This window comes from Pelomonas dachongensis, from assembly GCF_043555865.1.
GTDB lineage: Bacteria > Pseudomonadota > Gammaproteobacteria > Burkholderiales > Burkholderiaceae_C > Pelomonas > Pelomonas dachongensis.
Genome location: NZ_JBIGHY010000016.1, coordinates 21987 through 33881 on the forward strand (window position 1 = coordinate 21987; position 11895 = coordinate 33881).

Sequence of the window (11895 nt, forward strand, 5' to 3'; positions counted from 1 at the left end):
AGACTGGCCCGGTCGCCATCGCCTTGGAGGATCTCGAATGACAGCCGCCGCGGAACGTTTCTTTGTCAAGCAACATGCCCTGCCGACCATGCCCGAAGTGGCGTCGCGGCTGCTGAAGAGCTTCGACGACGACAACGTAGGCCTGGCGCAGATCGCTGCGCTCATCGAGAAGGACGGCGCACTGACCGCGAAGGTGCTGCGTCTGGCGAACTCGGCGCACTACAGCCCCTCGCACCAGATCGCCACCGTCATCGACGCGGCCCACGCGCTGGGCCTGGAGACGCTGCGCAACCTGGCGATGGCCGCCTGCCTCAGTGGCGCCTTCCCCAAGGTACAGGGGTTGGATCGCACGCTGTTTTGGCGCCATAGCATCGCCACCGCCAACTACGCGCGCATCCTGGCCCGCATGTTGGGCGCCGACGGCGCGACCACCGACACCGCCTACCTGGCAGGCCTGATGCTGCGCACCGGTCAGCTGCTGATGGCCATCGACGAGCCTGAGCTGGTGGCCGACGTCGAGACCCATGCCGCCGAACCCGGCAGCCGCTTCTCGCTGGAAGAACACCGCTTTGGCTGCACGCATGCCGACGTGACGGCGTCGCTCGCCGCGCACTGGCATTTCCCGGCGCCGCTGGTGGAAGCGTTCAAGGACGCCAACTCGCCGCTTGAAACCCGGCCGTTCTCGCTGATCGCCGCCGTGCTGCACGTGGCCGAGGTGCTGGCCGATGCGGCCGAGCACCACGACGAGCCGGTGCACGCGCTGAAGGTTGCCGTGCCCGAGCTGATCGAGCACCTTCACCTGGATCTGGACATGTTGGCCGCGAAGGTGGCCGCCGCGGGGGACCCGGCGGCCGAGGTGGAGCAGATGCTGCATTGAGTCAGAGACAGCTTGCGGCCGGCGGTGGACTGGCCGCGCCGTAGCTGAACTGCGCCCAGCGGGGCGGCTGCTCGGCGGGCTGCAGCACGAAGGCGTGATGGAAGCTCGTCTCGCACAGCTCCGCCAGCTTCGGCCCGCCCAGCGCGGCCAGCACCGCCGTCACCGTGTTGCTGTGGCCCACGACGAGCACCACGCCGGTCTGCGCGCGCACGGCGTCCGCCACCGCCTGCACATGGCCGGCCTTGGCGTCGACCACCAGCGGCTGCACGCCCAGCGCCCGTGCCAGCGGCGCGGCGGTGTCGCGCGTGCGCCGGAACTGCGTGGTGACAATGGCATTCACACGCAGCCCGCTAAGTGCCTGCGCCAGTGCCTCGGCGCGCTGCTCGCCTGCCGGCGTCAGCCCGGGGTCTCGCGCAGGCTCGGCGGCGCGTTCGGCGTGGCGCACGAGGATGACCAGGTCGGGCTGGGCGGCGGCCAGCGTGCCTGTCAGCAGACAGGCCGCCAGCGGCACGGAGAAGCGCTTCATCGCGGTTCCTGAAGAGGGAGTGCGGCATTCTCGCCAAGGCGCCCAGTTACCATCCCGGCCCCATGCCGACTGCAACTTCTCCGCTCCATGTCCGCGCCCTTTGAACTCCAGGTTGGATGGCGCTACGTCCGCGCCGGCCGCGGTGGGCGGCGCAATACCTTCATCAGTTTCATCTCCGGTGCGACCATCGTGGGCATCGCGCTGGGCGTCATGGCGCTGATCGTCGTGCTGTCGGTGATGAACGGCTTCCAGAAGGAAGTGCGCGACCGCATGCTGAACGTCATCGCCCACGTCGAGCTGCTGGACTACGCCGGCCAGGCGCTGCCGGATTGGCAGGCCACGGCCGCCAAGGCGCGCCAGAACCCCGAGGTGCTCGCCGCGGCACCCTTCATCGCCAGCCAGAGCCTGATCGCGCGCGGCGAGGACATGCGCGGCACGCTGATCCGCGGCATCTCGCCGGCCGAGGAGGCACAGGTCACCGCCCTGGGCGCGCAGTTGAAGAACGGTGCGTTCGCGAAGCTGCAGCCGGGCAGCTGGCACATCGTGCTGGGCGCCGAGCTGGCACGCCAGCTCAACGTGGGTGAGGGTGACAAGATCACCATCGTCGCGCCGGGCGGCCAGGTCACGCCGGCTGGCGTGGTGCCGCGGCTGCGTTCGTTTACGGTGGTGGGCACGTTCAGCTCGGGCCATTACGAGTACGACTCGGCGCTGGCGCTGGTGCATGTGGACGACGCCGCCAAGCTCTTCCGCACCGGCGGCCCCACCGGCGTGCAGCTCAAGCTGCGCGACGTGCACGAGGCGCGCGTCGTAGCCAGCCAGCTGGCCCAGCAGATGGGGCCGGACATCCGCGTGCGCGACTGGACGCGTGCCAACGCCGTGTGGTTTGACGCCGTGCAGATCGAGAAACGCATGATGGGCATCGTGCTGACGCTGATCGTCGCGGTCGCGGCGTTCAACCTGCTGTCCACGCTGATCATGACGGTGACCGACAAGCAAAGCGACATCGCCATCCTGCGCACGCTGGGCGCCAGCCCGCGCTCCATCATGGGCATCTTTATCGTGCAGGGCGCGGTCTCGGGCGTCATCGGCACGCTGGCCGGCGTGGCCAGCGGCCTGCTGATCGCCTTCAACATCGACGTCATCGTGCCCTTCATCGAACGTGTGCTGAACACCAGCTTCCTGCCCGGCAGCATCTACCTGATCAGCCAGATGCCCAGCGACCCGCAGATGGGCGACATCCTGCCCATCGTGGCCGTGTCGCTGGCGCTGTCGCTGGTCTTCACGCTGTACCCCAGCTGGCGCGCCAGCCGCGTGCAACCGGCGGAGGCGCTGCGCTATGAGTGATGTCGTTCTGCAAGCCAGCGGTGTCACGCGCCGCTTCGCCGAGGGCGGGCTGGACGTGACGGTGCTGCGCGGTGTGGACCTGACCGTGAAGCGCGGCGAGACGCTGGCCATCGTGGGCGCCTCCGGCTCCGGCAAGTCCACGCTGCTGCACCTGATGGGCGGGCTGGATGCACCCACACAGGGGGGCGTGACGCTGATGGGCCAGCCCTTCTCCGGCATGGACGAAGCCGGGCGGGGCCGCTGGCGCAACCAGCACCTGGGCTTCGTCTACCAGTTCCACCACCTGCTGCCCGAGTTCAGCGCGCTGGACAACGTCGCGATGCCACTGCGCATCCGTCGCCAGACGCACGAGCAGGCGCGCGACACCGCCGCCGCCATGCTGGCGCGGGTGGGTTTGAAGGACCGTGTGCAGCACCGGCCTGGCGAGCTGTCCGGCGGCGAGCGCCAGCGCGTGGCCATCGCACGTGCGCTCGTCACCCGCCCGGCCTGCGTGCTGGCCGACGAGCCCACCGGCAACCTCGACCGCGACACGGCCAACGCCGTCTTCGCGCTCATGCTGGAACGTGCCCGCGAGCAGGGCACGGCTTTCGTTCTCGTCACCCATGACCGCGACCTCGCGGCGCGCTGCGACCGGCAGCTGCTGCTCGTCGCCGGCCAGTTTCAACCGACTTCCGCATGAATCCGCGCTTCGTTCTCAAGCTCTCCTGCCCCGACCGCGCCGGCATCGTCCACGCCGTCACCGGCGTGCTGATGCAGCAGGGCGGCAACATCCTCACGTCGCACCAGCACGGCGATGCCGACCATGCGCGCTTCTTCATGCGCATCGAGTTCGAGGCTCCGGCGGAAGAGGCCGTCTTGCAGGCCTCCTTCGCGCCGCTGGCCGCGGAGTTCAGCATGGACTGGGAGCTGGTGGCCCGAGCCCACAAGACGCGCGTGTTGCTGCTGGTGTCCAAGCTGGGCCACTGCCTGAACGACCTGCTGTTCCGCGTGCAGACCGGGCACCTGCCCATCGAGATCCCGGCCATCGTGTCCAACCACCGCGACTTCTATCAACTCGCGGCGTCACACAACATCCCGTTTCACCACTTCCCGCTGCTGGGCGCCACCGACGCGCAGAAGGCCGCGCAGGAAGACAAGATCCGCGAAGTCGTCGCCGAGAACCGGATCGACTTGGTCGTGCTGGCGCGCTACATGCAGATCCTGTCGCCCGAGCTGTGCCGCGACTTGAGTGGCCGGGCCATCAACATCCACCACAGCTTTCTGCCGAGCTTCAAGGGCGCCCGGCCCTACCATCAGGCCTACGAGCGCGGTGTGAAACTGATCGGCGCGACCGCGCACTACGTGACCAGCGACCTGGACGAGGGCCCGATCATCGAGCAGGAGGTCGCCCGCATCGACCACAGCATGCCGCCCGAGCAGCTGGTGGGCATTGGCCGCGACATGGAATGCGTGGCGCTGGCGCGGGCCATCCAGTGGCATGCGGAGCATCGCGTGCTGCTGAACGGCAATCGGACGGTGGTGTTCCGCTGAGGCGGGGCCTGCGAACGCCATGGCAGTGGGTCGCGTTGTGACCAGAAAGCCCGCGAGCAAGGCGCGAAACGAAGCTTGGTCATGCCCAAAGCGAGGCTTCGCAACGCCGCGCGGGGGCCTTCTGGTCACAACCCGCAGGGAAGGCCATGCGGCAGGCGCCACTCGGCGTTGCGCCGCTTGCCCGCACGCGAGTGCGGGCGGCGCGTTGCGCCTTGATTGGCACCTGTCGCCTGGCCTTCGCGACCCACTGCCATGGCGTTCGCAGGCCCCTTAGGCAGTGTGGACCGACACCCACTGCCACCTCGACGCGGCCGAGTTCGACGGCGACCGTGACGCCGTTGTCGCGCGCGCCCAGGCCGCGGGTGTCACGCAGATCGTCATCCCGGCCGTCGCCGCGCACAACCTCGAACGTGTGCGCGAACTGGCGCACGAGCACGGCTTCTCCTATGCGCTCGGCATCCATCCGCTGTGCGTGATGGACGCGGCCCCCGACGCGCTGGACCGCGTGGCCGAGGCGCTGCAGCGGCACGCGGGCGATGAGCGCCTGGTCGCCGTCGGCGAGATCGGCCTGGACTATTTCGTCGACGGCATCGACTCCGACACGCAACAACGCTTCTACGTCGAGCAGCTCAAGCTCGCCCAACGCGCCGGCCTGCCGGTGCTGCTGCACGTGCGCCGCAGCGCCGACAAGCTGCTGGCCGGGCTGCGCCGCGTCGGCTTCACGCACGGCGGCATCGCTCACGCGTTCAACGGCAGCGCGCAGCAGGCGCAGGCCTTCATCGCCCTGGGCTTCAAGCTGGGTTTTGGCGGCACGCTGACGTTCGATCGCTCGCTGCAGATCCGGCGTATCGCCGCCACCTCTCCGGAGACGGCGTTGGTGATGGAGACCGACGCGCCGGACATCCCGCCGCACTGGCTCTACAAGACCGCCGAAGCACGCGCAGCCGACCCGGGCCAGGCGCGCAACGAATCGGCCGAGCTGCCGCGCATCGCGCAGAGCCTGGCTGGGCTGCGCGGCTGGACGCTGGCGCAGACCGCCGCCATCACCAGCGCCAACGCGCGCGCGGCGCTGCCGCGGCTGGCGGCGCTCAGCTGCTCTTGATCCTGAACTCCGATTCGATCTCTTGATCCGCTTCGGCGGGCAGGCACCGGTAGCCAGCGATGGCGTCAGTCACGGCTCTGGCCCAGGACGGGGGCGAGCGACCTTCAACGCGGATGTTCTCGATGCGGCCATCGGCCTTCAGCAGGAAGCGGGCGGTGAGCACGTGTTCACCGTCGCGCAGCGTCAGTGGCACCTTGGGCACCGGCATGGTTGGGCAGCGGCCCTTGGGCAAGCGGATCGCTGCCGGCGCGTCGGGCGTCGCGGGTGGTGGGTTGTCGGCGGCTTGGGCCGTGAATGCCGCGAGCAGCAGCTTCAGTAAAACGAGAGGTTTCATGGGGCGAAAGGCTGGGGGCGCGGGTTGATCGGCGTGGCCGGCTTCAGCAGCTGTCGAAGTCGAGCGACAGGTCGACGAGGTCGCCCACCTGCACGCGACCGGGCTGGCCGCCGGCGAGATAGACGCCGAACTGAACTGGCGCGCCAGGCGCGCGCTCGCTGCTGAGCCGGGTCAGGGCCTGCAGCGCCTCGGGCTGCGGTTCGGCGCTGCGCGGGTCCACGGTGGTCATGAGGCAGCGCACGCAGGGGGCGGTTCGCTTCAGCACCATTGGCCCCACGCGCATCTCGACCAGGATGTCCTCGATGAAGGCTGGCAGTTCGCTGCTGTCCACGGCTTGCAGCAGCAGGTTGGGCCGCACGCGCAGGGCCAGGTCGTCGAGCGGCTGCGGCAGCGCGTCGCGCCACGCCCGCAGCGAGCCGTCGCCCACCAGGTGCAGCGGGTTGGCGCCGACGCGGCGCTGCGTCGCGGTGGCGAGGCGCACCAGGCGCAGGGGCTCGCCGGTGGTGGAGCGCAGCAGCGCCGCCGCGTCGTCGCCGGCGTCCCAACCGTCGAAATGATCGAAGTCCTGCAGCGCGGCATTCCATGCCTTCAGCGGCGCCGGGCTGCCGGCGTCGGCCGCCAGGGTCAGCCGGCGTTGGCCGGCCTGCAGCATCAGGTTCTGGCCGTCCAGGCGCGCCTGCACCAGCGCCAGCCGCGGGTGGGCGCCCATCCAGGTGATGTCGCCGCCGGCATCGGCGATGGCCCAGCTGCGGTCGCCCGCCGGCCAGCCGCCGGCGTCCAGCTGCAGCGCATCCACGGCCTCACCGGCGCAGGACTTGACGGGATAGCGCCACAGCGCCGCAACGCGGGAGACCAGGTCAGCCATTGCAGGCCGGGCGTCCGGTGCTGAGACACTGCGCAGCCGATGTCATTGATGGACCTCCGTTGAAAGCCCGCCAATCCTCGCAGCCTGGCGCTGCCCTGACCACCCCGCCGGCGAGTGCTGCTGACGACATCCGGCTGACCGGCCTGGCGCCGGTGTTCGACACCCAGGTGCGGGTGCTGGTCCTGGGCAGCTTTCCGGGCGTGGCCTCACTGGAGGCGGCGCAGTACTACGCCCATCCGCGCAATGCCTTCTGGCCGGTGATGGCCGCCTTGCTGGGCGAGCCCGACCTGCCGGCCCGGGCCTATGCGCAGCGGCTGCAGGTGCTGCTGGCGCATCACGTGGGCGTGTGGGACGCGGTGGCCTCCTGCCAGCGCGACGGCAGCCTGGACACAGCCATCGTGGACGCCCAGCCCAGCGACCTGCTGGCCCTGCTGCGTCGCCTGCCGGCATTGCGTGTCATCGCCTGCAACGGCGCGCTGGCGCACAAGGAGACGGTGGCCCTGGTGGGCGACCCCAGCCTGCCGGTGCTGCGGCTGCCGTCCACCAGCCCCGCGCACGCGGGCCGCAGCCTGGTCGACAAGATCGCGGCCTGGCGCGAGGCGCTGGCGCCGCACCTGTGACGACCTGGGATGATGGCCGCATGAAATCCAAACCCAAGGCCTGGGCGCCTGCGACCTTGAGCGAGTACGACGGCGTGCGCTTCCTGCACCTGGACTCGATCTGGGTGCAGGGCGCCATGCGCATCCGCAAGCCGGACCAGCTGGAGCTGGAGTACGTCCAGCGCATGTGCGCTTGGATGTTGTGGTGCGACGAGGCGGCGCTGGGGCAGGGCCACGGGGTGCAGCTGGGCCTGGGCGCTGCGGCCTTGACGCGCTTCACCCACGGCGCGTTGAAGATGCGCACCACGGCTGTCGAACTGAACCCCCAGGTGATCGCCGCGTGCCGGCAATGGTTCCGGCTGCCCGCCGACGATGCGCGGCTGACGGTGCTCAACCAGGACGCGGAGGTTTGGGTCAACGACGACGCCAACCTGCAGACGGTGGATGTGTTGAACGTGGATCTGTACGACCACGAGGCCGCCGGGCCGGTGCTGGACGACGATGCCTTCTACGCCGCCTGCCGCGGCGTGCTGGCGCACGGCGGCCTGATGACGGTCAACCTGTTCGGCCGCAGCGCCAGCTTCGCGCGCAGCGCGCTGCGCATCGCCCGCGCCTTCGGCTCGGACCAGGTCTGGAGCCTCACGCCCACTAAGGAGGGCAACACGGTGGTGGTGGCGGCACGCGGCGTGCAGGTGCCGCACCGCGAGGTGCTGGAGCAGCGCGCAGCTACCATCGAATCGCGCTTCAAGTTGCCGGCCCGTCAGTGGCTGCGGCTCGTGAAGCCCTTGCCCACCAGCATCCTGCAGGCGCTTTGACGACATCCTCGATGAGCTCCAAACCCAAGTCCGGCATCCCCGCGTCCGCCACCGCCACGTCCAAGCCCGAGGGCCGTCTGGAATGGCGCACGCTGCTGAAATGGCTGCTGCGCGACGGCCTCATCGATGAGGCGCAGTCCATCCGTACCGAACAGCGCTTCGCGGCCGGCGACAGTGCGCTGCATCCGCTGGTGCGCTTGGGGCATGCGAGCCTGGTGCAGCTGGCCACGGGCAAGCCGCTGGACGTGGATGCGCTGTCGGAATGGCTGGCCGTGCGCGCCGGGCTGCCCTACCTGCGCATCGACCCGCTGAAGGTCGACGTGGGCCGCGTGGGCGACGTGATGTCCATCGGCTATGCCGAGGCCAAGCGCTGCCTGCCGGTGCAGTTCGGGGTAAACGACGTGACCATCGCGACGTCCGAACCCTTCGACACAGGCTGGGTCGCGCAGATCGAGTCGCATGTGCGCAAGCCGGTCAAGCTGGTGGTCGCCAGCCCGCTGGACATCGCGCGCTACACGACCGAGTTCTTCACGCTGGCCCGCTCGGTGCGGGCCGCCACCAAGGCCGGCGAGCAGAGCCAGGTGACCAGCTTCGAGCAGCTGGTGGAGCTGGGCAAGTCCAACAAGCAGCTGGACGCCAACGACCAGGGCGTGGTGCAGGTGGTGGACTGGCTGTGGCAATACGCGTTCGACCAGCGTGCCAGCGACATCCACCTGGAGCCGCGCCGCGAGATGGGCGTTATCCGCTTCCGCATCGACGGCGTGCTGCACACGGTTTATCAGCTGCCGCCCACGGTGATGAGCGCGATGACCTCGCGCATCAAGCTGCTGGGCCGTATGGACGTGGTGGAGAAGCGCCGCCCGCTGGACGGTCGCATCAAAACGCGCAACCCGGCCGGTGACGAAGTCGAAATGCGGCTCTCGACGCTGCCCACTGCCTTCGGCGAGAAGATGGTCATGCGCATCTTCGACCCCGAGACGGCGGTCAAGGACCTGGCCTCGCTGGGCTTCGGCCAGCACGACTCGGACCGCTGGGAGGGGCTGGTCAAGCAGCCGCACGGCATCATTCTCGTCACCGGCCCGACCGGCAGCGGCAAGACCACGACGTTGTACTCCACGCTGAAACGGCTGGCGACGGATGAGGTCAACGTGACGACCATCGAGGACCCGATCGAGATGATCGAGCCGGCCTTCAACCAGACGCAGGTGCAGAACCAGCTGGACTTCGGCTTCGCCGAGGGCTTGCGCGCACTGATGCGGCAGGACCCGGACATCATCATGGTCGGCGAAATCCGCGACCTGGAGACGGCTGAGATGGCCATCCAGGCGGCGCTGACGGGTCACCTCGTCTTCAGTACGCTGCACACCAACGACTCGGTGTCGGCCATAACGCGGCTTCAGGACCTGGGCGTGCCCAGCTACCTCATCAGCGCCACCGTCATCGGCGTGCTGGCGCAGCGGCTGGTGCGCACGTTGTGCCCGCACTGCAAGCAGCCCGACCCGACCGTCACGCGCGAGAGCCTCAACGAGCTGGTCAAGCACTGGCGCCTGGGCGGCGGTGTGAAGCCGTTCAAGCCGGTGGGATGCCTGGAGTGCCGCAACACCGGCTTCCGGGGCCGCGCTGGCCTGTATGAGTTGCTGACCGTGACCGAGGGTGTCAAGACGTCTCTGGCCGATCTGGCCGGGCTGCGCCGCCAGGCGATGCAGGAGGGCCTGCGGCCGCTGCGCCTGGCGGGGGCCATGAAGGTGGCGGAGGGCGTGACGACGGTGGAAGAGGTGCTGCGCAGCACGCCGCACTGGGAAGGGTGATCCGTGGTTTCCCACGGGTGGGCGGGTGCCGCCCACTGACAGAATCCCTCGACGCAGTTTGTGCGCCCTCCCGCGGCGCACTGGAGAAGAGACGCAATGAAGATCAAGAGTCAGCGGGATTTCTGGTCGGGACTGATGTTCCTGACCGTGGGCCTGGGTTTCGCCTGGGGCGCGACCGAGTATTCGTTTGGCACCTCCGCCCAGCCCGGGCCCGGTTACTTCCCGTTCGGCCTGGGTGTGCTGCTGGCGCTGCTGGGCGCGCTGGTGCTGTTCAAGGCTTTGACGCTGGAGTCCGAGGGCGGCGACCCGGTCGGCGCCATCGCTTGGCGGCCGTTGCTGGTCATCCTGGCGGCCATCGCACTGTTCGCTGTGGCGCTACCGCGTTTGGGGCTGATTTGCACGTTGCCGCTGACCATCACGGTGGCGTCGCTGGCCGGCAGCGAATTCCGCTGGCGTGACGTGCTGATCGCCTGCGTGGTGTTGACCCTTGGCTGCTGGGCCTTGTTCATCGTGGGGCTGAAGCTGCCGATCCAGCTCTGGCCCATCTACTTCAACGCCTGAGGCCGTCATGGAATTGCTGAACAATCTTGGCCTGGGCTTTCAGACCGCGCTGAGCCTGCAGAACCTCTTCTACGCGTTCTTCGGAGCGGTGCTGGGCACGCTGATCGGCGTGCTGCCGGGTCTGGGCCCGGTGGCCACCATCGCGATGCTGCTGCCGTCCATCTACGCGCTGGACGCCACGCCGGCGCTCATCATGCTGGCCGGCATCTACTACGGCGCGCAGTACGGCGGCTCCACGACGGCCATCCTGATCAACGTGCCGGGCGAATCCAGCTCGGTGGTCACGGCCATCGACGGCTACCAGATGGCTCGCCGCGGCCGTGCCGGCGCGGCACTGGCTGCCGCGGGCCTGGGCAGTTTCTTTGCCGGCTGCGTGGGCACGATCATCATCGCGGCCTTCGCGCCGCCTCTCATCGAAATTGCGTTCAAGTTCGGCGCGGCGGAGTACTTCTCGCTGATGGTGCTGGGCCTGGTGGGGGCCGTGGTGCTGGCGTCCGGCTCGCTGCTGAAGGCCATCGCGATGATCGTCTTCGGCTTGCTGCTGGGCCAGATCAACACCGACGTCATCAGCGGCACGCCGCGCTATTCGTTCGACATTCCCGAGCTGACCGACGGCATCAACTTCGTCATCATCGCGATGGGCGTGTTCGGCTTCGGCGAGATCATCGCCAACCTCGGGCAGCCGGCTGAGAACCGCGAGGTGTTCACCAAGGACGTCAAGGGCCTGTGGCCCACGCGCGAGGACTTCCAGGACGCCTGGCCTGCTGTGCTGCGCGGCACTGCCCTGGGTTCGGCGCTGGGCGTGCTGCCGGGCGGCGGCGCGCTGCTGGCGGCGTTCGCGTCATACACGCTGGAGAAGAAAGTGGCGCGCAACCCGCGCGTGCCGTTCGGCAAGGGAGCCATCCAGGGTGTGGCAGGGCCGGAGAGTGCCAACAATGCTGGTGCGCAGACCAGCTTCATCCCGATGCTGACGCTGGGCATTCCGCCCAATGCCGTGATGGCGCTGATGGTGGGCGCAATGACCATCAAGGGCATCCAGCCCGGCCCGCAGGTCATGACGAGCAACCCCGAATTGTTCTGGGGCCTGATCGCGTCGATGTGGCTTGGCAACTTGATGCTGATCGTGCTGAACCTGCCGCTGATCGGCATCTGGATCAAGCTGCTGACGGTGCCCTACCGCTTCCTGTTCCCGGCCATCGTCGTGTTCTGCTGCATCGGCACCTACTCGCTGAATAACAACAACTTCGACGTCTACCTGACTGCGGGCTTCGCGCTGCTGGGCTACGTGTTCTACAAGCTCAGCTGCGAGCCGGCACCGCTGCTGCTGGGCTTCATCCTCGGGCCGATGATGGAAGAGAATCTGCGCCGGGCACTGCTGCTGGCGCGGGGCGACTGGAGCACGTTCCTGACGCGGCCGCTGTCGGCCGGGCTGTTGGTCGCGGCGGTGCTGATGGTGGTGGTGGTGATGCTGCCGTCCATCAAGAAGAAGCGCGAGGAGGCGTTCCAAGAGGAGGCTTGAGCGCCGCGCCTCAGG

13 protein-coding genes are annotated in these 11895 nt (G+C 68.8%); 10 read left to right on the forward strand and 3 right to left on the reverse strand.

Going from position 1 to position 11895, the window contains the following annotated elements; all coding sequences use genetic code 11:
- The first annotated feature begins 37 nt into the window (after positions 1 to 37).
- A complete protein-coding gene (locus tag ACG02S_RS24655) occupies positions 38 to 877 on the forward strand; it encodes an HDOD domain-containing protein (RefSeq protein WP_394473154.1) in 840 nt (279 codons plus the stop codon).
- Position 878: 1 nt separating this feature from the next.
- Here the strand turns inward: ACG02S_RS24655 and ACG02S_RS24660 are convergent, their stop codons facing one another.
- Positions 879 to 1403 carry a histidine phosphatase family protein gene (locus tag ACG02S_RS24660; RefSeq protein WP_394473155.1) on the reverse strand — a complete coding sequence of 175 codons (525 nt, stop codon included), beginning with the start codon at positions 1401 to 1403 and terminating at the stop codon, positions 879 to 881.
- Positions 1404 to 1490: 87 nt separating this feature from the next.
- Here ACG02S_RS24660 and ACG02S_RS24665 point away from each other — a divergent pair, with 87 nt between their 5' ends.
- The 4 genes from ACG02S_RS24665 (at position 1491) to ACG02S_RS24680 (ending at position 5379) form a co-directional block, all read left to right on the forward strand.
- On the forward strand, positions 1491 to 2747 hold the full coding sequence (locus ACG02S_RS24665; protein WP_394473156.1) for a lipoprotein-releasing ABC transporter permease subunit: 1257 nt from the start codon (positions 1491 to 1493) through the stop codon (positions 2745 to 2747).
- Positions 2740 to 3426, forward strand: a complete 687-nt coding sequence (gene lolD, locus ACG02S_RS24670; RefSeq protein ID WP_394473157.1) for a lipoprotein-releasing ABC transporter ATP-binding protein LolD — start codon at positions 2740 to 2742, stop codon at positions 3424 to 3426. The genes ACG02S_RS24665 and lolD overlap by 8 nt, the downstream gene beginning before the upstream one ends.
- A complete protein-coding gene (gene purU / locus ACG02S_RS24675) occupies positions 3423 to 4277 on the forward strand; it encodes a formyltetrahydrofolate deformylase (RefSeq protein WP_394473158.1) in 855 nt (284 codons plus the stop codon). The genes lolD and purU overlap by 4 nt, the downstream gene beginning before the upstream one ends.
- Before the next feature lie 277 nt (positions 4278 to 4554).
- Positions 4555 to 5379 (forward strand): TatD family hydrolase, encoded by an 825-nt coding sequence (locus tag ACG02S_RS24680; protein WP_394473159.1) that lies wholly within the window; start codon positions 4555 to 4557, stop codon positions 5377 to 5379.
- Here ACG02S_RS24680 and ACG02S_RS24685 read toward each other — a convergent pair.
- A complete protein-coding gene (locus ACG02S_RS24685; protein WP_394473160.1) occupies positions 5366 to 5713 on the reverse strand; it encodes an energy transducer TonB in 348 nt (115 codons plus the stop codon). The two genes, ACG02S_RS24680 and ACG02S_RS24685, sit on opposite strands and share 14 nt — an antisense overlap.
- Positions 5714 to 5756: 43 nt before the next feature.
- A complete protein-coding gene (locus ACG02S_RS24690; RefSeq protein ID WP_394473161.1) occupies positions 5757 to 6578 on the reverse strand; it encodes an MOSC domain-containing protein in 822 nt (273 codons plus the stop codon).
- Positions 6579 to 6637: 59 nt separating this feature from the next.
- Between ACG02S_RS24690 and ACG02S_RS24695 the strand changes: the two genes are divergently transcribed.
- The 5 genes from ACG02S_RS24695 (at position 6638) to ACG02S_RS24715 (ending at position 11880) form a co-directional block, all read left to right on the forward strand.
- The gene (locus ACG02S_RS24695) at positions 6638 to 7198 is read left to right on the forward strand and encodes a DNA-deoxyinosine glycosylase (protein WP_394473162.1); all 561 of its coding nucleotides are present in this window, start codon (positions 6638 to 6640) and stop codon (positions 7196 to 7198) included.
- A 20-nt stretch (positions 7199 to 7218) separates the two neighbouring features.
- Entirely contained in the window at positions 7219 to 7992 is a 774-nt protein-coding gene (locus tag ACG02S_RS24700) for a spermine/spermidine synthase domain-containing protein (protein ID WP_394473163.1), read from the forward strand.
- A gap of 11 nt (positions 7993 to 8003) precedes the next feature.
- Positions 8004 to 9800: a type IV pilus assembly ATPase TfpB gene (gene tfpB, locus ACG02S_RS24705; RefSeq protein WP_394473164.1), complete on the forward strand. Its 1797-nt coding sequence runs from the start codon at positions 8004 to 8006 to the stop codon at positions 9798 to 9800.
- Positions 9801 to 9896: 96 nt separating this feature from the next.
- Complete coding sequence (locus ACG02S_RS24710) at positions 9897 to 10361, forward strand: tripartite tricarboxylate transporter TctB family protein (protein ID WP_394473165.1); 465 nt, start codon at positions 9897 to 9899, stop codon at positions 10359 to 10361.
- A 7-nt stretch (positions 10362 to 10368) separates the two neighbouring features.
- Positions 10369 to 11880 (forward strand): tripartite tricarboxylate transporter permease, encoded by a 1512-nt coding sequence (locus ACG02S_RS24715; RefSeq protein WP_394473166.1) that lies wholly within the window; start codon positions 10369 to 10371, stop codon positions 11878 to 11880.
- Positions 11881 to 11895 lie beyond the last annotated feature (15 nt).